This window comes from Nocardioides montaniterrae, assembly GCF_054782655.1.
Genome location: NZ_BAAGSB010000001.1, coordinates 467,239 through 487,340, shown reverse-complemented (window position 1 = coordinate 487,340; position 20,102 = coordinate 467,239). Strand labels below are relative to the sequence as shown.

Below are 20,102 nucleotides of genomic sequence, written 5' to 3'. Positions count from 1 at the left end.
CTGCCTCGGACCCTCTCAGGGACGACCGGCATGATGGCCCGCATGCGGAACTCGCGCGCGACCATCGTCGGCATCGTCGGCGGCCTCGTCCTCCTCGCGGCCCTCGCGGGGGTGGCCATCGGCCTGCCCAAGATCACCGGTCAGCTGCCCCATCTCCCGAACAAGCTGGACGACCGCTTCGTGGCGATCTCGGCCGCGACGCCGGAGGAGCTGGGTGCGACCAGCGCCCAGGAGCTCCCGCAGGTCGCCCAGTTCGTGGCGCGCGCCAAGCAGCGCGACGACGAGAACACCGACCACCTCTCCGACCTGTACGGCGAGGCCACGGTCCGCTCCTACCTCGACGTCAGCGCGCTGAAGCAGCAGTCGACCGGCCAGCTCCCGCCGCAGGTCGGCGTGACGGTCGTGAAGTCCGCGCCCGGCCTGGTCATCCCCAGCGGCCCGTTCCAGGTCGACCAGGACGGCCAGCACTACGCGCTGAAGCAGGTCGACGGCTACCAGTGCGCCTCGACGTACGCCGACCCGCAGCCGGCCACACCGACCACGGCGGCCACGTCCACGCAGTACCTCCAGACCGAGTGCCGCACCGACAAGGGCGAGTACACCTACGACGTCTTCGGCAGCAACATCTCGCCCGACGACGTGGCCGCGCTCCTCAAGAGCCTGGTCAAGTGACCCGCGCCGACCTCGACAAGCAGCCGGCCGACGTACGCCGGATGTTCGATGCCGTGGCCAAGCGCTACGACATCACCAACGACGTCCTGTCCTTCGGCCAGGACCGCCGCTGGCGCCGCGAGGTGCTCGAGGCCGTCGACCCGGCGTACGGCGACCGCGTGCTCGACCTCGCCGCCGGCACCGGCACCTCCTCGGTCCCCTTCCGCGACGCGGGCGCGACCGTGGTCCCGTGCGACTTCTCGGTCGGCATGCTCAAGGTCGGGAAGGCCAACCGTCCGGAGCTCGCCTTCACGGCCGGTGACGGCACCAAGCTGCCGTTCAAGGACGGCACCTTCGACGCGGTGACCATCTCCTTCGGCCTGCGCAACATCGTCGACCCGCTGGCCGGCCTGACCGAGATGCGCCGCGTGACGCGGCCCGGCGGCACGCTGGTGGTCTGCGAGTTCAGCCACCCCACGTTCTCGCCGTTCAAGACCGTCTACATGGAGTACCTGATGAAGGCGCTCCCGGCCGTCGCGAAGGCCGTCTCCTCGAGCCCCGACGCCTACGTCTACCTCGCCGAGTCGATCCGGGCCTGGCCCGACCAGAAGGGCCTGGCCGACCTGATGGCCGAGGCCGGCTGGCAGCGCCCCGAGTGGCGCAACCTCTCCGGCGGGATCGTCGCGCTCCACCGCGCGACCGCCTGATCGCCTGACCGCGCTGACCGGTCTGATCGTCGTTTCGGCGACCGAGCCGCGGGGCAGGGTCGCGTCGTGAGGACGACCTGGACCGTGACCAAGGAGGAGCGCGACCGGCTCCTTTCCGACGGCTACCGCAACTGGCTGATGAGCCGCAACCCGCTCGTCCTGCTCCTGCTGCTCGTCGCGATCGTCGGCTTCATGTTCGTCACCGCCGGCGGGCTCGTCGGTGTGACCGGGCTGGTGGAGGCGGTGGTCGTCGCCGCCATCGTGCTGTGGATCTGGCGCCGCCGCCTGCGCCGCAACCTGGAGGCCTGCTACCCCGACGGGTCCGTCGCCGAGTCGGAGCTGATCGAGGGCCGGCTCCGACTGGTCGACGCCGTCGCGACGACCGAGATCGCACTGGCGCTCCTGCGCAAGCCGCGGGTCGTCGGTACGTCGGTCACCGTCCTCAAGCCGGGAGGTGGCAGCGCCCGGATCGTGCTGCCGCGCGTCCTGGTCCCGGACGAGGTCCTCGCGGCGCTGCCCCGCGGCTGAGCGGCTCGTCGTACGACGACGTGTGCCGTGACCCGATCGGTACGCGCGCCCCCTTGCGCGGCCATGTGCGGGCAGTGGTTATATGTGTCCTACGCCACTAGTGATCTGATTCACAAGATCACGTGAGGGAGGACCGATGCACCTGTACGCGCCGATTCTGGTGCTGGCCGGCCTCGCCGCGGGGTTCGCGGTGTTCTCGATCATCATGAGTGCGATGACCGGCCCCCGTCGGGCCAACCGCGCCAAGGCCGACGCCTACGAGTGCGGCATCGAGCCGACGCCGCAGGCGCTGGCCGGGCGCTTCCCGGTGAAGTACTACATCACCGCGATGCTCTTCATCGTCTTCGACATCGAGATCGTCTTCCTCTACCCGTGGGCCGTGAACTTCGACGCGATGCACTGGTTCGGTCTCATCGAGATGGTCCTGTTCATCGCCACCGTCTTCGTCGCCTACGCCTACGTCTGGCGCAGGGGTGGATTGGATTGGGACTGACTCGTGGGTGTTGAGGAGAAGCTGCCGTCCGGCGTACTTCTGACGACGGTGGAGGGCCTGGCCGGCTACATGCGCAAGGCCAGCTTCTGGCCGGCGACGTTCGGCCTGGCCTGCTGCGCCATCGAGATGATGACGTCCGGCGGTCCCAAGTACGACCTCGCCCGCTTCGGCATGGAGGTCTTCCGCGCCAGCCCGCGCCAGGCCGACCTGATGATCGTGGCGGGGCGGGTCAGCAACAAGATGGCACCTGTCCTGCGCCAGATCTACGACCAGATGGCTGAGCCCAAGTGGGTGCTCGCGATGGGCGTCTGCGCCAGCAGCGGCGGCATGTTCAACAACTACGCGATCGTGCAGGGCGTCGACCACATCGTGCCCGTCGACATGTACCTCCCCGGCTGCCCGCCGCGGCCGGAGATGCTGATCGACGCGATCCTCAAGCTGCACGACAAGGTGCAGCACACCAAGCTCGGGGCCAACCGCCTCGCCCAGATCGAGGAGCTCGAGGCCGAGGGCCTCGTCACGCTCCCCACCGGTGACCAGAGGGGTCTGCTGCGTTGACCGAGAATCTCCCCGCACAGACCGGGATGTTCGGCGTCAGCGGCAGCGGCGACACCAGCGGGTACGCCGGTCTCGTCCGCTCCGTGCGCCGCCCCGGTGAGGCGCAGCGCCCGTACGGCGGCTGGTTCGACTCGGTCGCCGACAAGCTCGACCCGCTCATCGACAAGGTGGTCATCCACCGCGGTGAGATCACCTTCCACGTGTCGCGCGAGAACCTGATCGCCGCGGCCAAGCTCCTGCGCGACGACCCCCAGCTCCGCTTCGAGCTCCTGTCCGGCGTCAGCGGCGTCAACTACCCGAGCGAGACGGGCTCGGAGCTGCACGCGGTCTACCACTTCGGCTCGATGACCTTCAACCGTCGCATCCGCGTCGAGGTCGGCGTACCCGACGACGGCACGACGGTCCCCAGCCTGGTGCCGGTCTACCCGGCGGCCGACTGGCACGAGCGCGAGTGCTTCGACATGTACGGCCTGGTCTTCGAGGGCCATCCCGCCCTGACCCGGATCCTGATGCCCGACGACTGGCCGGGCCACCCGCAGCGCAAGGACTACCCGCTCGGCGGCATCCCGGTCGAGTACAAGGGCGCGACGATCCCGCCGCCCGACCAGCGCAGGAGCTACAACGGATGAGCGCCACGAACGAACGCGAGTTCACCGTCACCGGCCAGGACTGGGCCGACATCGCGGCCGGGCTCGACGACCTCGACAGCCAGGACGCGCACGAGCGCATCGTCGTCAACATGGGCCCCCAGCACCCCTCGACCCACGGGGTGCTGCGGCTGATCCTCGAGATCGAGGGCGAGACGGTCACCGAGGCCCGCTGCGGCATCGGCTACCTCCACACCGGCATCGAGAAGAACATGGAGTACCGCTCCTGGGTCCAGGGCGTCACGTTCTGCACCCGGATGGACTACCTCTCCCCGTTCTTCAACGAGGCGACATACGTCCTGGGCGTCGAGCGGCTGCTCGACATCGAGGACGACATCCCCGAGAAGGCCCAGGTCATGCGGGTCCTGCTGATGGAGCTCAACCGCATCTCCTCGCACCTGGTCTGCATCGCCACCGGTGGCATGGAGATCGGCGCGCTGACCGTGATGACGATCGGCTTCCGCGAGCGTGAGCTGGTGCTCGACCTGTTCGAGCTGATCACCGGCCTGCGGATGAACCACGCGTTCTTCCGGCCGGGCGGTGTCGCCCAGGACCTGCCGCCGGGCGCGCTCGACGAGATCCGTGGCTTCGTGGCGCTGATGAAGAAGCGCCTCCCCGAGTACGCCGCGCTGTGCAACGCCAACCCGATCTTCAAGGCTCGCCTGGAGAACGTCGGTCATCTCGACCTCGAGGGCTGCATGGCGCTCGGCATCACCGGGCCGGTGCTGCGCAGCGCCGGCTACGGCTGGGACCTGCGCAAGACGCAGCCCTACTGCGGCTACGAGGACTACGACTTCGACGTGCAGACCTGGGACACGGCCGACTCCTACGGCCGCTTCCGGGTGCGCCTGGCCGAGATGCACGAGTCGCTGCGGATCATCGAGCAGGCCGCGGACCGGCTGGCCCGGCTCGAGGGGGCACCGGTGATGGTGGCCGACAAGAACATCGCCTGGCCCAGCCAGCTCGCCATCGGCAGCGACGGCATGGGCAACAGCCTCGACCACATCCGGCACATCATGGGTGAGTCGATGGAGGCCCTGATCCACCACTTCAAGCTGGTCACCGAGGGCTTCAAGGTGCCCGCCGGCCAGGCCTACGTCCCGGTCGAGTCGCCGCGCGGCGAGCTCGGCGCGCACGTGGTCTCCGACGGAGGCACCCGCCCGTTCCGCGTGCATTTCCGCGACCCGAGCTTCAACAACCTGCAGGCGATGGGCGTGATGAGCGAGGGCGGTCAGCTGGCCGACGTGATCGTCGCCATCGCCTCCATCGACCCCGTCATGGGAGGAGTGGACCGATGACGCTCGAGGCCAAGACGATCACCGAGCTCGAGGAGATCGCCGACCGCTACCCCGAGAAGCGCTCGGGGCTGCTGCCGATGCTGCACCTCGCGCAGTCCGCGCAGGGCAAGATCACGCCCGAGGCGATCGAGAAGTGCGCCGAGATCTGTGGGATCAGCCCCGCCGAGGTCAACGGCGTCGCGACGTTCTACACGATGTACAAGCGTCGCGACGTCGGCGACTTCCACGTCGGCGTCTGCACCAACACGCTCTGCGCCGTGATGGGCGGCGACGAGATCTTCGCCCGGCTCAAGGACTACCTCGGCATCGGCAACGACGAGGTCGCCACCAAGCGTCAGGGCGACCAGTACTCCGTGAGCGTCGAGCACATCGAGTGCAACGCGGCCTGCGACTACGCGCCGGTCGCGATGATCAACTGGGAGTTCATGGACAACCAGACCCCCGACGGCCTGGTCCGCACGGTCGAGGCGCTGCGCGCCGGCCACCCGGTCAAGTCCACCCGTGGCCCCAAGCTGTGCACCTGGCGCGAGGCCGAGCGGGTCCTCGCCGGGTTCCCCGACGGCCGCGTCGACGAGGGCCCGTCGGCCGGCCCGGCGTCGCTCGCCGGTCTGGAGATCGCGCGCGAGAACGGCTGGGAGGCCTGATGCTCACGCCGGTGCTCACCGACATCTGGGACGCGGAGCAGTCCTGGAAGCTCTCGACGTACGCCGGCCGCGGCGGCTACGAGGCCGTGGACGTCGCGCTGAAGATGAAGCCCGACGACGTGATCACGGCCGTCAAGGACTCCGGCCTGCGCGGCCGCGGTGGCGCCGGCTTCCCGACCGGCATGAAGTGGTCCTTCATCCCGCAGGACAACCCGAAACCCAAGTACCTCGTCGTCAACGCCGACGAGTCCGAGCCGGGCACCTGCAAGGACATCCCGCTGATGATGGGCAACCCGCACGTGCTCGTCGAGGGCGTCATCATCAGCTCCTACGCCATCCGAGCGAACAAGGCGTTCATCTACATCCGGGGCGAGGTTCTGCACGTCATCCGCCGGGTGCAGGCCGCGGTCGAGGAGGCGTACGCCGCCGGCCACCTCGGCAAGGACATCCACGGCTCCGGCTATGACCTCGACGTCGTGGTCCACGCCGGCGCGGGTGCCTACATCTGTGGCGAGGAGACCGCGCTGCTCGAGGGTCTCGAGGGACGTCGCGGCCAGCCGCGGCTGCGTCCGCCGTTCCCCGCGGTCGCCGGCCTCTACGCCAGCCCGACGGTGATCAACAACGTCGAGTCGATCGCCTCGGTGCCGGCGATCATCAAGCGCGGTGCCGCCTGGTTCGCCGGTCTCGGCACCGAGAAGTCCAAGGGTCACGGCATCTTCTCGCTGTCCGGACACGTGGTGAGGCCGGGTCAGTACGAGGCCCCGCTCGGCATCACGCTGCGCGAGCTGCTCGACCTCGCGGGCGGCGTACGTCCCGGGCACGAGCTGAAGTTCTGGACCCCCGGCGGGTCCTCGACGCCGCTGCTCACGGCCGAGCACCTCGACGTACCCCTCGACTTCGAGGGCGTCGGCGGCGTCGGCTCCATGCTCGGCACCCGGGCGCTGCAGATCTTCGACGAGACCACCTGCGTCGTGCGGGCGGTGCTGCGGTGGACCGAGTTCTACAAGCACGAGTCCTGTGGCAAGTGCACGCCGTGCCGCGAGGGCACGTGGTGGCTGGTGCAGGTGCTGACGCGCATCGACAACGGCGAGGGGTCCGAGGCGGATCTCGACCAGCTGCTCGACCAGTGCGACAACATCCTCGGTCGTTCCTTCTGCGCTCTCGGTGACGGTGCGACCAGCCCGATCTCCAGCTCGGTGCAGCACTTCCGCGAGGAGTACCTCGCGCACTTCGAGCAGGGCGGCTGCCCGTTCGACCCCGCGCGCTCGACGGCGTGGGCCGCCGAGGAGGTCAAGGCATGAGCGAGGTCGAGAAGTCGGACCTGGTCACCGTCACCATCGACGGCACCCAGATCGAGGTCCCCAAGGACACCCTGGTGATCCGGGCGGCCGAGCAGATCGGCGTGCAGATCCCGCGGTTCTGCGACCACCCGCTGCTCGCGCCGGTCGGTGCGTGCCGGCAGTGCCTGGTCGACGTACCCGACGCCGGAAACGGCCGCGGGTTCCCCAAGCCGCAGGCTTCGTGCACGCTGCCCGTCGCCGAGGGGATGGTCGTCAACACCCAGGCCACCAGCCCGGTCGCCGACAAGGCGCAGAAGGGCGTGATGGAGCTCCTGCTCGTCAACCACCCGCTCGACTGCCCGGTCTGCGACAAGGGCGGCGAGTGCCCGCTGCAGAACCAGGCGATGAGCAACGGGCAGGGCGAGTCGCGCTTCTCCGATGGTCGCAACCAGGGCGTCAAGCGCACCTTCCCCAAGCCGATCAACCTCTCGCCGAACGTCCTGCTCGATCGCGAGCGCTGCATCGTCTGCCAGCGCTGCACCCGCTTCGCCGAGGAGATCGCGGGCGACCCGTTCATCGCGCTCGTCGAGCGCGGCGCGCAGCAGCAGATCGGCATCGCTCCCGATGCTCCGTTCCTCTCCTACTTCTCCGGCAACGTCATCCAGATCTGCCCGGTCGGCGCGCTCACCTCCGAGCAGTACCGCTTCCGCTCGCGGCCCTTCGACCTGGTCTCCACGCCGGGCGTCGGCGAGCACGACGCGTGCGGCTCCGCGATCCGGGTCGACCACCGCCGCGGCAAGGTCGTACGCCGCATGGCCGGCAACGACCCCGCGGTCAACGAGGAGTGGATCACCGACAAGGACCGCTTCGCGTTCACCTACGCCCAGGGTGACGACCGGATCGCGCACCCGATGGTCCGCGAGGAGGGCGAGCTGCGGCCCGCCTCCTGGCCGGAGGCCTTCGCGGTCGCGGCCCGCGGGCTCGCCGCTGCGAAGGCGGCCGGCGGCGTCGGCGTGCTGACCGGTGGCCGGCTCACCGTCGAGGACTCCTACGCCTACAGCAAGTTCGCCCGGGTCGCCCTCGAGACCAACGACATCGACTTCCGAGCCCGCCCGCACTCCGCCGAGGAGGCCGCGTTCCTCGCCGCCCACGTCGTGGCGACCGGTCCCGACGGCGGCGCCGTGACGTACGCCGACCTCGAGTCGGCGCCGCAGGTGGTGCTGGTCGGGCTCGAGCCCGAGGACGAGGCAGGCGCGATCTTCCTGCGCCTGCGCAAGAGCGTCATGGCCGGGGGCACCGAGGTCGTCGCGCTCGCGCCGTACCTCACCCGAGGCCTCGACAAGCTCTCCGCACGCCTGGTCGCGACCGCGCCCGGTGACGAGGCCGCTGCCATCGCTGCGCTCGACCTCGCCGAGGGTGCGGTCGTCCTCGCCGGCGAGCGGCTGGCGATCTCGTCGGGTGCGCTCGCCGCGGTCGCCGCGTCCGGAGCCCGCTTCGCCTGGGTCCCGCGTCGCGCGGGCGACCGAGGCGCGGTCGAGGCCGGCTGCCTGCCGTCCCTCCTCCCCGGCGGGCGCCCGGTCGGCGACGCGGGAGCCCGCGTCGACGTCTCGTCCGCCTGGGGCGTCGACAGCCTGCCCGACACCGACGGCCGTGACGGCGACGCGATCGTCGCGTCGCTCGTCGCCGGCGAGCTCGGCGGACTCGTCATCGCCGGCGTGGACCCGGCAGACACCACCGACCCCGCAGCCACGCGGGCCGCGATCGCGGCCGCCGGGTTCGTGGTCGCCCTCGACCTGCGCTCGACCGAGGTGACCGACCTGGCCGACGTGGTCCTCCCCGTCGCCGCTGCCGCCGAGAAGGCCGGCAGCTTCGTCAGCTGGGAGGGTCGGGTCAGGCCGTTCGAGGCGGCGCTGCACGTCGCCAACGCGCTGCCCGACCTCCGCTCCTTGGCCGGCATCGCCGCCGAGATGGGCACCCCGCTGGGCTTCCGCACGGTCGCCGAGGTGCGCGCCGAGATGGCGAGCCTGGGACCGTGGGACGGCGACCGGGTCGGTTTCGACACGGCCTCGCCCAGCGGCTCGGCCTCCTCGACCAACGAAGAACCCGGTGATCGAGCAGCGGCGAGCGCCAGCGAGCCGCGTATCGAGATCAGGCTCTCGACCTGGAAGCAGTCCATCGACAACGGCCGCATGCAGGCGGGCGACAAGCACCTCGAGGCGACGGCCCGGCCGGCGGTCGCCGTGCTCCCGCCGGACCTGTACGCCGCCCACGGGCCGCTCGTCACCCTGACCGGTGACCGGGGCTCGGTCACGCTGCGTGCGATCAAGGCCGACGAGATGACACCCGACACCGTCTGGGTGCCGGGCAACTCGTTCGGAGCCGGGGTGCTCGCCGACCTGGCATCCCCTGGCTCGACCGTCACGATCAGTGGAGGCAAGGCATGATCGCGCTCGCTGCCGACCCGACCGGCTCGCTGTCCGCGTTCGGCCACGACCCGTGGTGGATCGTCGTCATCAAGGCGGTGATGATCTTCGCCGTCCTCGTGCTGCTGACGCTGTTCAACATCTGGTGGGAGCGCCGTGTCGTGGCCCGGATGCAGCACCGCATCGGCCCCAACGTGCACGGCCCGTTCGGCCTGCTCCAGTCGCTCGCCGACGGGGTGAAGCTCGCCTTCAAGGAGGACCTCACCCCCAAGCTGGCCGACAAGGTCGTCTTCACCCTCGCGCCGATCATCTCGGCGGTGCCCGCGTTCGTGACCTTCGCGGTCATCCCGTTCGGCCCGACCGTCAACCTGTTCGGCCACCGCACCCCGCTGCAGCTCACCGACCTCCCGGTCGCGGTGCTGTTCGTGATGGCCGTGGCGAGCATCGGCATCTACGGCATCGTCCTGGCCGGCTGGTCCAGCGGGTCGACGTACTCCCTGCTCGGCGGTCTGCGCTCGAGCGCGCAGATGATCTCCTACGAGGTCGCGATGGGTCTCGCGCTGGTCGCGGTCTTCATGTACGCCGGCTCGATGTCCACGAGCGAGATCGTCGCCGCCCAGGGCAACTTCTGGTTCGGGCTGATCCTGCTGCCGAGCTTCGTGATCTACACGATCGCGATGGTCGGTGAGACCAACCGCGCCCCGTTCGACCTCCCCGAGGCCGAGGGCGAGCTGGTCGGCGGCTTCCACACCGAGTACTCCTCGCTGAAGTTCGCGCTCTTCTTCCTCGCCGAGTACATCAACATGGCGACGGTCTCCGCGCTCGCGACGACGCTGTTCCTCGGCGGCTGGCACGCGCCGTTCTGGATCGACCACTTCTGGGCAGGCGCCAACCAGGGCTGGCTGCCGGTCGTCTGGTTCTTCGGCAAGGTGCTGTTCTTCATCTTCGGCTTCATCTGGCTGCGCGGCTCGCTGCCGCGACTGCGCTACGACCAGTTCATGGCGTTCGGCTGGAAGCGGTTGATCCCGGTCTCCCTGGTCTGGATCCTCGCCGTCGCCACGATGCGCGCCGCCCGCAACAGCAACGCCCACCTCAACCGCGAGGCGGTGCTGATCGTGGTCGGCGTGCTGCTCGTCGCGTTCCTGGTCATGTTCTTCATCCCGGAGCGGAAGAAGGACGAGGCAGGGTCGACCACCGGCGCCACGGGGGTCCCCGGGGTCCCGGCAGGCACCACTGGCGGATTCCCCGTCCCTCCGATGCCGGCCGGCGGCGCCGTACGCGGTGCGGCTGCACCGCTGGTCTTCGGCGACACGACCACCCAGTCCACCGCGGAGGTGCGCAATGGCTGACCGGACCGAGGGCGAGTCGCTCAAGGAGCAGCTGTGGGACCCGATCGCCGGCTTCGGCGTCACGTTCCGCACGATGTTCCGCAAGGTCGTCACCGAGCAGTACCCGTTCGAGAAGCTCCCGACCGCGCCACGGTTCCACGGTCGTCACCAGCTCAACCGCTGGCCCGACGGCCTGGAGAAGTGCATCGGCTGCGAGCTGTGTGCCTGGGCCTGCCCGGCCGACGCGATCTACGTCGAGGGTGCGTCCAACTCCGACGAGCCCGGGGGCCAGCGGTTCTCGCCCGGTGAGCGCTACGGCCGCGTCTACCAGATCAACTACCTGCGCTGCATCCTCTGCGGCCTGTGCATCGAGGCCTGCCCGACCCGGGCGCTGACGATGACCAACGAGTACGAGCTGGCCGACGACAACCGCGCCGACCTGATCTACGAGAAGTCCGACCTCCTCGCGCCGCTCCTCCCCGGGATGGAGCAGCCGCCGCACCCGATGCGGCTCGGCGACGACGAGGGTGCCTACTACCGCGGCGAGTTCAAGGCCGCCGGCAACGAGGGGGACGCCTGATGGCCGCCTTCTGGATCCTCGCGCCGATCATGGTGATCGCCGCGCTCGGCATCCTCTTCGTGCGCAAGCCCGTGCACGCCGCCCTGCTGCTGGCCGTGGTCATGGTCAGCCTGGCGGTCCTGTACGCCGCCCTCGAGGCACCGTTCCTCTTCGCGGTGCAGATCATCGTCTACACCGGCGCGATCCTGATGCTGTTCCTCTTCGTCATCATGCTCGTGGGCGTCGACGCCGCGGACGAGCCGGGGGAGCGGATCACCGGTCAGCGGCCGCTCGCCTGGGCCGCCGGCCTGCTGTTCGGCGTGGTCATGGTCGTCGCCGGCCTCCAGCTGAGCTTCGGCCCGGCGATCGGCCTGGGCGGCAAGGACGGCGCCAACAGCGCCGGCAACATCCAGGGCCTGGCGAACCTGCTGTTCTCGCGCTACGTCTTCGCCTTCGAGGTCACCAGCGCGCTGCTCATCACCGCGGCGGTCGGCGCCATGGTGCTCGCCCACCGCGAGCGGCTCACGCCGAAGCCGACCCAGGCCACGATGGCCGCCCAGCGGGTGCGTGACTTCAGCGAGTCCGGCGTACACCTCGGGCCGCTGCCGCCTCCGGGCGTCTACGCCCGGCACAACGCGGTCGACACCCCGGCGCTGCTGCCCGACGGCACCCCCGCCGCGGCGTCCGTGTCGCGCGTCCTGGCCGCTCGCGGCGTCGTCCGCGATCCCCAGACCGTCGAGCACCAGACGAAGGAGGTGGAGCAGTGAACGAGTACGTCGTCCTCTCCTCGATCCTGTTCACCATCGGCGCGATCGGCGTGCTCACGCGCCGCAACGCGATCGTGGTGTTCATGTGCGTCGAGCTGATGCTCAACGCCTGCAACCTGGCCTTCGTCGCGTTCTCCCACCAGCTCGGCAGCCTGGACGGACAGGTCGCCGCGTTCTTCGTGATGGTGGTGGCGGCCGCCGAGGTCGTGGTCGGCCTGGCGATCTTGATGACCATCTTCCGCACCCGGAGCTCGGCCTCGGTCGACGACGCGAACCTGCTGAAGTTCTGAGGACCCCGTGATCGCACTCGAGTCCATCCCCGTCGTCGATCCCGGCCACGCCGGCGGCGTCCTGTCCCTGCTGTGGCTGGTCATCGCGCTGCCCGCCGCCGGTGCCGCGATCCTGCTGATCGGCGGCCGGTTCACCGACCGGTGGGGCCACCTGCTGGCGACCGCGCTGGCCGGCGGATCGTTCCTGGTCAGCCTGCTGATGTTCGTCACCCTCACGGGTCGCGACGAGGGCGACCGACAGGTCGCCCAGCACCTGTGGACCTGGTTCCAGACCGGGCACCTCAACGTCGGCTTCGACCTGCTCTACGACCAGCTCTCCTCGCTGTTCCTGCTGCTGATCACCGGCGTCGGATCCCTGATCCACGTCTACTCGATCGGCTACATGGCCCACGACGTACGCCGGCGCAGGTTCTTCGCCTACCTCAACCTGTTCGTCGCCGCGATGCTGATGCTGGTCCTCGCGGAGAACTACGTCGGCCTGTTCCTCGGCTGGGAGGGCGTGGGCCTGGCGTCGTACCTCCTCATCGGGTTCTGGCAGCACAAGCCGTCGGCCGCCGCGGCCGCCAAGAAGGCCTTCGTGCTCAACCGCGTCGGCGACATGGGCATGGGCCTGGCGATCTTCCTGGCCTTCGTCACCTTCGGCTCGACCAGCTTCACCGTCATCTCCCACTCGACCGAGGGCGTCTCCAGCACGACCATGAACTGGCTCGGCGTGCTGCTCCTGATCGGCGCCTGCGGAAAGTCGGCCCAGGTCCCGCTGCAGGCCTGGCTGCTGGACGCGATGGAGGGCCCGACCCCGGTCTCGGCCCTGATCCACGCGGCCACGATGGTCACCGCCGGCGTCTACCTCGTGGTCCGCTCCAACTTCGTCTTCGAGCACGCGCCGAACGCGCGCACCGTCGTCGTCATCGTCGCCACGGTGACGCTGCTCTGGGGCGCGATCCTGGGCTGTGCCAAGGACGACATCAAGAAGGCGCTGGCCGGCTCCACGATGAGCCAGATCGGCTACATGATGCTCGGTGCCGGCCTCGGCGTCGCCGGCTACGCCTTCGCGATCTTCCACCTGCTCACGCACGGCTTCTTCAAGGCCAACATGTTCCTCGGCGCCGGCTCGGTCATGCACGGCATGGACGACGACGTGGACATGCGCCACTACGGCGCGCTGAGCAAGGCACTCCCGGTCACCTTCCTGACCTTCGCGATGGGCTACCTCGCGATCATCGGGTTCCCGGGCTTCTCCGGCTTCTGGTCCAAGGACAAGATCATCGAGGTGGCGCTCACCGAGCGGCCGCTGGTCGGTGTCTGTGCGTTGCTCGGCGCCGGTGTCACCGGCTTCTACATGACCCGCCTGATGCTGATGACCTTCTTCACCAAGAAGCGCTGGGCCGACGGCGTCCACCCGCACGAGTCGCCCAAGGTGATGACGATCCCGCTGATGGTGCTCGCGGCGCTCTCCGTGCTCGGCGGGCTCCTGCTCGCCGGCAACTGGATCGTCGACTGGCTGGCGCCGGTCGTCGGCGTCGCGCCGGAGCACGAGCCGCCGATGCCCGGTCCGGTGATCAGCCTGATCGCCGTGCTCGTGGTCGCGGTGGGTGTCGCGCTGGCCTGGTTCCTGGTCGGCCGGCGCGAGGTGCCGCGTGCGGCCCCGCAGGACGTCTCGTTCGTCACCAGGGCGGCTCGCGCCGACCTGTACGGCGACGCCATCAACGACACCCTCGTCGGCCGGCCCGGCCTCGTGCTGGCGCGCGGCTCGGTGAGCGCCGACCACGGCTTCGTCGACGGCTTCTTCCGGGTCCTCGGCACCACCGTGACCGGCACCGGCATGGGACTGCGCGCCCTGCAGACCGGCTACGTCCGCTCGTACGCCCTCTCCATCCTCGGCGGCGCTGCAGTGCTCGTCCTGACCCTGGTGCTGGTGAACCGCTGATGCTCTCCGCCCTCATCGCCCTCCCGCTCGTCGGCGCCCTCGCCGTCTACCTCCTGCCGCGCACGCTCAGCAAGCAGGTGGGCCTCGGCGTCTCCCTGGTGGCGCTGGTCCTCGCGCTCGTCGTCCTCGGCCGGTACAAGACCGACGGCGGCATGCAGATGACCGAGACGCACGTCTGGATGAAGCAGTTCGGCGTGCACTACGCCCTCGGCGTCGACGGCCTCGGCGTCGTGATGGTGCTGCTGACCGCCGTCCTCGTGCCGCTCGTCCTGGTGGCCGAGTGGTCCAACGTCGAGACCGACGCCGGTCCGAAGGTCTTCATGGCCTGGGCCCTGCTGCTCGAGGCGTTCTCGCTCGCGGTGTTCTGCGCGACCGACGTGTTCCTCTTCTACGTCGTCTTCGAGGCGACGCTGATCCCGGCGTACTTCCTGGTCGGCAGCTTCGGGCGCCCGGGTCGCGGCCGCGCGGCGCTGAAGTTCCTGCTCTTCCAGCTCGCCGGTGGCCTCGTCCTGCTGGCCTCCGTCGTCGGTCTGTACGTCGCCTCCGCCCACGCCGGCCACCCGACGTACCTCCTCTCCGAGCTGGCCTCGATGCCGATCGACCGCGACGTCGCGCGCTGGCTGTTCGTCGGCTTCTTCGCCGCGTTCGCGATCAAGGCGCCGCTGTTCCCGGTCCACACCTGGCTCGCCGACACCACCGAGAAGGCCACGCCCGGCACCTCGGTGCTGCTGGTCTGCGTGCTCGACAAGATCGGCACCTTCGGGATGCTGCGCTTCTGCCTGGGGCTGTTCCCCGAGGCGAGCCACTGGGCGACGCCGGTCGTGGTCACGCTCGCGCTGATCTCGATCGTCTACGGCGCCTTCCTCGCGATCGGCCAGGACGACATGCTCCGCCTGATCGGCCTGACCTCGCTCAGCCACTTCGGCCTGATCACGCTGGGGATCTTCGCGTTCTCCAGCCAGGGCGGCTCCGGCTCGATCCTCTACATGGTCAACCACGGCATCGGGACCGCGCTGCTCTTCCTCGCCGCCGGCTACCTCCACCGCCGTCGCGGGACCTGGTCGATCCGCGAGCTCGGCGGCCAGGAGAAGCTGACACCGGTCCTGGCGGGCATGTTCCTGATCGGCGGCCTGGCCACCCTCGGCCTCCCCGGCCTGAGCCCGTTCGTCTCGGAGTTCCTGGTCCTGCTCTCCGGCTTCCAGTACCACTGGTTCGTCGGCGCGATCGCCGTCACCGCGGTCGTCCTGGCCGCGATCTACGTGCTGTGGATGTACGAGCGCGTGTTCACCGGGCCGTCCGATGGTTTCGACACGTCCTCGGCCAGCGCCTCGGACTACTCGACCAGCGAAGCAACCGTCGACCTGACGTGGCGTGAGCTCGTCGCCGTCGTACCCCTCGTCGGGGCCCTGCTGTTCTTCGGCTTCTTCCCGCAACCGCTGCTGGACCTGGCCAACCCGATGATCGAGACGCTGCTGGGAGGCGCGCGATGACTCCGTCGACCTTCACCCAGCCCCACCTCGAGTACGCCCAGCTGTCCCCGATCCTGATCGTCCTCGGCGGCGCGTGCGTCGGGATCCTCCTCGAGGCGTTCCTTCCCCGCGGAGCCCGCAGGGTGCCGCAGGTCGCGCTCACCCTGCTCACCCTCGTCGCCGCCTTCGCGGCCACGATCGTGGTCGGCACCAAGCTCGACGGGCATGCCACCGAGGCAGGGGACAAGGGCAAGGGCCTGGTCGGTGCCGTCGGCAGCGTCGTCATCGACGGTCCGACGGTCTACCTCTGGGGCCTGCTGCTGGTCTTCGCGATGGGTGGCGCCGCGCTGTTCGCCGAGCGTCGCCTCGAGGGCGGTCTCTCCGGCTTCGCCGGCCAGGCGGCCGCGTTGCCCGGCACCGCCGAGGAGCGCGAGGCCTCGCGGCTCGGCCTGGAGCACACCGAGGTCTACCCGCTGATGCTCTTCGCCGTCGGCGGCATGCTGCTCTTCCCCGCCTCGGGTGACCTGCTGACGATGTTCGTCGCGCTCGAGGTCCTCTCGTTGCCGCTGTACCTCCTCTGCGGCCTGGCCCGTCGTCGCCGCCTGCTCAGCCAGGAGGCCGCGATGAAGTACTTCCTCCTCGGTGCCTTCTCCTCGGCGTTCTTCCTGTACGGCGCCGCCCTGGTCTACGGGTACGCCGGCTCCATGTCGCTCACCGGCATCAACACGGCCGTCAGGGCCGGCGCCGACAACCACGGCATGCTGCTGGTCGGCATCGGCCTGCTCTCGGTGGGCCTGCTGTTCAAGGTCGGTGCGGTGCCGTTCCAGGCCTGGACCCCCGACGTCTACCAGGGCGCCCCGACCGCCGTCACCGCGTTCATGGCGGCCGGCACCAAGGTGGCCGCCTTCGGCGCGCTGCTGCGCCTGTTCTACGTCGGCCTCGACGGCGAGCGCTGGAGCTGGCAACCGCTGCTGTGGGCCGTCGCGATCGCGAGCATGCTGTTCGGTGCGATCCTGGCCATCGCCCAGACCGACGTGAAGCGGATGCTCGCCTACTCCTCGGTCGCCCACACCGGCTTCCTGCTCACCGGCGTCCTCGGCGCGCAGAGCGTGAGCGACCTCGCCGACGGGCAGCACAGCTCGCTCGACGGCGTGCTGGTCTACCTCACGGCATACGGCTTCTCGATGATCGGCGCCTTCGCGCTGGTCACGTTGGTGCGCGACGACAACGGCGAGGCCACGGCGTACGACAAGTGGGCCGGCCTCGGCAAGCGTTCCCCGCTGGTCGCGGGTGCGTTCGCGTTCTTCCTGCTCTCGATGGCCGGCATCCCGCTGACCGCCGGCTTCCTCGGGAAGTGGGCGGTCTTCACCTCGGCGATGTCGGCGGGGGCGTGGCCGGTGGTCATCGTCGCGATCGCCTCCTCGATCGTCGCGGTGTTCTTCTACGTCCGCTACATCCGGTTGATGTTCTTCAGCGACGCCGAGGCCGGCCAGGCCGGGACCGTCGCGCTGCCGTCCGTGCTCACCTCGGCGACCGTCGTGGTCTGCCTGGCCGCGACCCTGCTCCTCGGTGTCGTGCCGGGGCCGGTGCTCGACCTGATCACCGGTGCGGGAGACTTCATCAGGTGAGCTCCTCCCTCGCCCTCCCCATCGACGACGTTGCGCTCGCCGAGCGGCTGCAGGAGCGCCTCGCGATCGTCGAGAAGGCGCTCTACGAACACGCATCGAGCCGGGCCCCGTACGTCACCGAGGCCGCCCGCCACCTCCTCGCCGCCGGCGGCAAGCGGTTCCGTCCGCTGCTGGTGCTGCTGGCCGCCGAGGCTGGCCCCCAGCCGGATGCCGACGAGGTCCTGACCGCGGCCTGCGTCGTGGAGATCACCCACGTCGGCTCGCTCTACCACGACGACGTGATGGACGAGGCTGCCGTACGCCGCGGCGAGGACTCCGCGAACGCCCGCTTCGACAACCTCGTGGCGATCCTGACCGGCGACTGGCTGTTCGCGAAGTCCTCCGAGCTCACCTCGCAGCTCGGCCCGGAGGCCGTGCGGATCCAGGCCGAGACGTTCACCCGCCTCGTGGAGGGCCAGATCCTCGAGGGCGTCACGCCCGAGGGAGACGCGTTGGCCCACTACCTCGAGGTCGTCGCCGGCAAGACCGGCTCGCTGATCGCCACGTCGGCCCGCTACGGCGCGATGTTCGGCGGCGCCTCGCCCGAGGTCGTCACCGCACTCACCGAGTACGGCGAGCTGGTCGGCACGGCCTTCCAGCTCAGCGACGACATCCTGGACATCGCCTCGGAGTCCGAGGAGTCCGGCAAGACCCCCGGCACCGACCTGCGCGAGGGGGTGCCCACGCTGCCCGTGCTGATGGCCCGCGCGTCGAAGGACCCGGCAGACGCCCGGCTGCTCGAGCTCCTCGACGGTGACCTCTCCGAGGACGCCGCGCTCGCCGAGGCCCTCGGCCTGCTGCGCAAGCACCCCGCGATGGACGAGGCCCGTGCCTACGTCGTGGCCCGCGCCCAGGAGGCCAAGCGCCTGCTCGAGGTGCTCCCCGAGGGCTCGGTCCGCCAGGCCCTCGCGGACTTCGCCGACATCGTGGCGGTCCGCTCCGCCTGAGGCGGCGTCACGGCGTCACAGCGGCCACACGCGTCACTCGACAGGCCAGTTCCTGGGCCTGCACCTGTGGATGAGGCACTGGGTCCGTGGTGCTGTGGAGAGCTGGGCGCTGTTGTCTGTCACGCGTGCGAGCCTCGCCCCCATGGAGCTCCACGAACCCTTCTACCTCGCCAGGTCGCTCAGCACGCCCGAGGACACCCTGAATGCCGTCGTCGGGCTGCACGAGGCCGGCGGCGTCAACAACGTGACCATCAGCGCGATCGCTGCCTACCTGGGAATGGCCAAGTCCTCGATCCATGCGGCGAATCGTGGGCTGTTCGGCCTGTACGAGACGTTGGCCGAGTCGTTCGTCTATCGCTGGTCGGCCTGGGTCAGGGAGGCCTTCGCGGATCCGGTGCCGATCAGGCTGCCGGACGACGACTGCGGCCGGCTCGGGGTGGCGACGCTCCAGTCGCTGAGGGCCATCGCCGGTGCCGAAGAGCGCGCAGGCCGGCCCGACGCCGCGCGATCACTGGCTCGTACCCTTGACCGGGAGCGCGACGTGCTCATCGACGCCTACCAGTACCGCACGGGTGAGCGCCCAGACGCGCGCTGGCTGGAGATGCTGCTCGCACTCGCCGACGGCATCAGGCTTCGGATGCTGGACTCTCGGCGTCCCCTCGATCTCGAGGAGGCACGGGCCATCCTGGCTGCGGTCTGGTCGCCGGCGTGTGACGGCGACCGAGTGCCCGCCGAACGATCGTCCGAGGATCTGGAGGCAGGTCCGCGTGCGCCGGACGAACGTTCGTCCGACTGGCGGGCGAGGCAAGAGCGATGAGCGAACGCCCGTCCACGGTCGGAGCGCGGTCTACGCCAGTCAGGACGAACGTTCGTTCGTGGCACGCGAAGGGCCATGCAGAAGACCGGACGGACGTTCGTTCGGGGGGCGCGAATGAGGGCCGAGATCCTCGGACGATCGTTCAGCTCGGACTGCTCGGACTGCTCGATCAGGCCGCTCAGTCAGGCGGCGCTGGCCTCGACGGTCAGCGCGGTCAGGGCGACCTGCCGGCGCCGGTGCAACACCATCTCGGTGGTGAAGATCGCCAGGGCCAGCCAGACCAGGCCGAAGCCGATCCACCGCTCGGTCGGCATCGCCTCGCCTAGCACGGTGACGCCCAGCCCGAACTGCAGGATCGGCGCGAGGTACTGCAGGATCCCCATCGTCGTCAGCGGCACCCGGGTCGCGGCGGCGCCGAAGAACAGCAGCGGCACGGCGGTGATCACGCCCGCGGTCATCAGCAGCACGACGTGACCGGCACCCTCGCCGGTGAAGTGCGACCGGCCCGTCGCCCCCAGCCAGATGAGCAGCGCCACCGCGAACGGCGCGATCACGGCGGTCTCGAAGGCGAGGCTCTCGACGGCGCCGACACCGGCCGACTTCTTGGCCAGGCCATAGGTCCCGAACGAGAACGCCAGCACCAGCGCGATGTACGGCGGGTGCCCGTACCCGATCGCCAGGATCAGCACCGCCGCGAGGCTGATGGTCAGGGCCACCCACTGCAGCCGGCGCAGGCGCTCACCGAGCACCACGACACCGAGCAGGACGGTCACGAGCGGGTTGATGAAGTACCCGAGCGAGGTCTCGACGACCCGCTCGCTGTTCACGCCGTAGATGTAGGTGCCCCAGTTGCTGGTGATCGTCGCGGCGGCGAGCACCAGCAGCAGCGTCGTACGCCGCGACGCGCGGATCGCCTGCAGCGCCGAGCGCTTGCGCATCAGCACGACGAGCGCGGCCAGGACCACGCAGGTCCACACCATCCGGTGGGCCAGGATCTCCAGCGCGCCGCTGGGCTTGAGCAGCGGGAAGTAGAGCGGGAACGCTCCCCAGATGCAGTACGCGGCGAGGCCGAAGAACAGGCCTCGCCGCGTATCGCTCACGG

20 protein-coding genes are annotated in these 20,102 nt (G+C 69.9%); 19 read left to right on the top strand and 1 reads right to left on the bottom strand.

Annotated features, from left to right (window positions below):
• Positions 1 to 42 precede the first annotated feature (42 nt).
• From ACYVJ3_RS02620 to ACYVJ3_RS02530, 19 genes are all read left to right on the top strand, one after another.
• A complete protein-coding gene (locus ACYVJ3_RS02620) occupies positions 43 to 672 on the top strand; it encodes a hypothetical protein (protein WP_460850926.1) in 630 nt (209 codons plus the stop codon).
• A complete protein-coding gene (locus tag ACYVJ3_RS02615) occupies positions 669 to 1,358 on the top strand; it encodes a demethylmenaquinone methyltransferase (protein ID WP_460850925.1) in 690 nt (229 codons plus the stop codon). Before ACYVJ3_RS02620 ends, ACYVJ3_RS02615 begins: the two co-directional genes overlap by 4 nt.
• A 66-nt stretch (positions 1,359 to 1,424) precedes the next feature.
• Positions 1,425 to 1,886 (top strand): hypothetical protein, encoded by a 462-nt coding sequence (locus ACYVJ3_RS02610; RefSeq protein ID WP_460850924.1) that lies wholly within the window; start codon positions 1,425 to 1,427, stop codon positions 1,884 to 1,886.
• Positions 1,887 to 2,022: 136 nt separating this feature from the next.
• The gene (locus tag ACYVJ3_RS02605; RefSeq protein ID WP_460850923.1) at positions 2,023 to 2,379 is read left to right on the top strand and encodes an NADH-quinone oxidoreductase subunit A; all 357 of its coding nucleotides are present in this window, start codon (positions 2,023 to 2,025) and stop codon (positions 2,377 to 2,379) included.
• A gap of 3 nt (positions 2,380 to 2,382) precedes the next feature.
• On the top strand, positions 2,383 to 2,937 hold the full coding sequence (locus ACYVJ3_RS02600; RefSeq protein WP_460850922.1) for a NuoB/complex I 20 kDa subunit family protein: 555 nt from the start codon (positions 2,383 to 2,385) through the stop codon (positions 2,935 to 2,937).
• A 26-nt stretch (positions 2,938 to 2,963) separates the two neighbouring features.
• Positions 2,964 to 3,566, top strand: coding sequence for an NADH-quinone oxidoreductase subunit C (locus tag ACYVJ3_RS02595; protein ID WP_460851098.1), 603 nt, complete (start codon positions 2,964 to 2,966; stop codon positions 3,564 to 3,566).
• Positions 3,563 to 4,882, top strand: a complete 1,320-nt coding sequence (locus ACYVJ3_RS02590; protein WP_460850921.1) for an NADH-quinone oxidoreductase subunit D — start codon at positions 3,563 to 3,565, stop codon at positions 4,880 to 4,882. The genes ACYVJ3_RS02595 and ACYVJ3_RS02590 overlap by 4 nt, the downstream gene beginning before the upstream one ends.
• Entirely contained in the window at positions 4,879 to 5,526 is a 648-nt protein-coding gene (gene nuoE, locus ACYVJ3_RS02585) for an NADH-quinone oxidoreductase subunit NuoE (protein WP_460850920.1), read from the top strand. The genes ACYVJ3_RS02590 and nuoE overlap by 4 nt, the downstream gene beginning before the upstream one ends.
• Entirely contained in the window at positions 5,526 to 6,827 is a 1,302-nt protein-coding gene (gene nuoF / locus ACYVJ3_RS02580) for an NADH-quinone oxidoreductase subunit NuoF (RefSeq protein ID WP_460850919.1), read from the top strand. Before nuoE ends, nuoF begins: the two co-directional genes overlap by 1 nt.
• Positions 6,824 to 9,250 carry an NADH-quinone oxidoreductase subunit G gene (locus ACYVJ3_RS02575; RefSeq protein WP_460850918.1) on the top strand — a complete coding sequence of 809 codons (2,427 nt, stop codon included), beginning with the start codon at positions 6,824 to 6,826 and terminating at the stop codon, positions 9,248 to 9,250. Before nuoF ends, ACYVJ3_RS02575 begins: the two co-directional genes overlap by 4 nt.
• Positions 9,247 to 10,578: an NADH-quinone oxidoreductase subunit NuoH gene (gene nuoH / locus ACYVJ3_RS02570; RefSeq protein WP_460850917.1), complete on the top strand. Its 1,332-nt coding sequence runs from the start codon at positions 9,247 to 9,249 to the stop codon at positions 10,576 to 10,578. Before ACYVJ3_RS02575 ends, nuoH begins: the two co-directional genes overlap by 4 nt.
• On the top strand, positions 10,571 to 11,137 hold the full coding sequence (gene nuoI / locus ACYVJ3_RS02565; RefSeq protein ID WP_460850916.1) for an NADH-quinone oxidoreductase subunit NuoI: 567 nt from the start codon (positions 10,571 to 10,573) through the stop codon (positions 11,135 to 11,137). The genes nuoH and nuoI overlap by 8 nt, the downstream gene beginning before the upstream one ends.
• Positions 11,137 to 11,883, top strand: coding sequence for an NADH-quinone oxidoreductase subunit J (locus ACYVJ3_RS02560; RefSeq protein WP_460850915.1), 747 nt, complete (start codon positions 11,137 to 11,139; stop codon positions 11,881 to 11,883). The genes nuoI and ACYVJ3_RS02560 overlap by 1 nt, the downstream gene beginning before the upstream one ends.
• Entirely contained in the window at positions 11,880 to 12,173 is a 294-nt protein-coding gene (nuoK, locus tag ACYVJ3_RS02555) for an NADH-quinone oxidoreductase subunit NuoK (protein ID WP_460850914.1), read from the top strand. The genes ACYVJ3_RS02560 and nuoK overlap by 4 nt, the downstream gene beginning before the upstream one ends.
• Before the next feature lie 10 nt (positions 12,174 to 12,183).
• Positions 12,184 to 14,100: an NADH-quinone oxidoreductase subunit L gene (gene nuoL, locus ACYVJ3_RS02550; protein WP_460851097.1), complete on the top strand. Its 1,917-nt coding sequence runs from the start codon at positions 12,184 to 12,186 to the stop codon at positions 14,098 to 14,100.
• Positions 14,100 to 15,590, top strand: a complete 1,491-nt coding sequence (locus ACYVJ3_RS02545; protein WP_460850913.1) for an NADH-quinone oxidoreductase subunit M — start codon at positions 14,100 to 14,102, stop codon at positions 15,588 to 15,590. The genes nuoL and ACYVJ3_RS02545 overlap by 1 nt, the downstream gene beginning before the upstream one ends.
• Positions 15,587 to 17,197 (top strand): NADH-quinone oxidoreductase subunit NuoN, encoded by a 1,611-nt coding sequence (nuoN, locus tag ACYVJ3_RS02540; protein ID WP_460850912.1) that lies wholly within the window; start codon positions 15,587 to 15,589, stop codon positions 17,195 to 17,197. The genes ACYVJ3_RS02545 and nuoN overlap by 4 nt, the downstream gene beginning before the upstream one ends.
• Positions 17,194 to 18,183 carry a polyprenyl synthetase family protein gene (locus ACYVJ3_RS02535; RefSeq protein ID WP_460850911.1) on the top strand — a complete coding sequence of 330 codons (990 nt, stop codon included), beginning with the start codon at positions 17,194 to 17,196 and terminating at the stop codon, positions 18,181 to 18,183. The genes nuoN and ACYVJ3_RS02535 overlap by 4 nt, the downstream gene beginning before the upstream one ends.
• 142 nt (positions 18,184 to 18,325) lie before the next feature.
• Positions 18,326 to 19,000, top strand: a complete 675-nt coding sequence (locus ACYVJ3_RS02530; RefSeq protein ID WP_460850910.1) for a hypothetical protein — start codon at positions 18,326 to 18,328, stop codon at positions 18,998 to 19,000.
• 182 nt (positions 19,001 to 19,182) lie between these two features.
• On the opposite strand, the gene rarD is transcribed toward ACYVJ3_RS02530, so the two are convergent.
• Complete coding sequence (gene rarD, locus ACYVJ3_RS02525) at positions 19,183 to 20,100, bottom strand: EamA family transporter RarD (RefSeq protein WP_460850909.1); 918 nt, start codon at positions 20,098 to 20,100, stop codon at positions 19,183 to 19,185.
• Positions 20,101 to 20,102 lie beyond the last annotated feature (2 nt).

What these genes read in the sequence shown, in the direction of transcription:
- ACYVJ3_RS02590 (WP_460850921.1), top strand. Translation starts at nt 3,563, where the DNA reads ATGAGCGCCACGAACGAACGCGAGTTCACCGTCACCGGCCAGGACTGG.
- ACYVJ3_RS02575 (WP_460850918.1), top strand. Translation starts at nt 6,824, where the DNA reads ATGAGCGAGGTCGAGAAGTCGGACCTGGTCACCGTCACCATCGACGGC.
- nuoN (WP_460850912.1), top strand. Translation starts at nt 15,587, where the DNA reads ATGACTCCGTCGACCTTCACCCAGCCCCACCTCGAGTACGCCCAGCTG.
- ACYVJ3_RS02595 (WP_460851098.1), top strand. Translation starts at nt 2,964, where the DNA reads ATGTTCGGCGTCAGCGGCAGCGGCGACACCAGCGGGTACGCCGGTCTC.
- nuoF (WP_460850919.1), top strand. Translation starts at nt 5,526, where the DNA reads ATGCTCACGCCGGTGCTCACCGACATCTGGGACGCGGAGCAGTCCTGG.
- ACYVJ3_RS02605 (WP_460850923.1), top strand. Translation starts at nt 2,023, where the DNA reads ATGCACCTGTACGCGCCGATTCTGGTGCTGGCCGGCCTCGCCGCGGGG.
- ACYVJ3_RS02530 (WP_460850910.1), top strand. Translation starts at nt 18,326, where the DNA reads ATGGAGCTCCACGAACCCTTCTACCTCGCCAGGTCGCTCAGCACGCCC.
- nuoH (WP_460850917.1), top strand. Translation starts at nt 9,247, where the DNA reads ATGATCGCGCTCGCTGCCGACCCGACCGGCTCGCTGTCCGCGTTCGGC.
- ACYVJ3_RS02560 (WP_460850915.1), top strand. Translation starts at nt 11,137, where the DNA reads ATGGCCGCCTTCTGGATCCTCGCGCCGATCATGGTGATCGCCGCGCTC.
- ACYVJ3_RS02545 (WP_460850913.1), top strand. Translation starts at nt 14,100, where the DNA reads ATGCTCTCCGCCCTCATCGCCCTCCCGCTCGTCGGCGCCCTCGCCGTC.
- ACYVJ3_RS02620 (WP_460850926.1), top strand. Translation starts at nt 43, where the DNA reads ATGCGGAACTCGCGCGCGACCATCGTCGGCATCGTCGGCGGCCTCGTC.
- nuoE (WP_460850920.1), top strand. Translation starts at nt 4,879, where the DNA reads ATGACGCTCGAGGCCAAGACGATCACCGAGCTCGAGGAGATCGCCGAC.
- nuoI (WP_460850916.1), top strand. Translation starts at nt 10,571, where the DNA reads ATGGCTGACCGGACCGAGGGCGAGTCGCTCAAGGAGCAGCTGTGGGAC.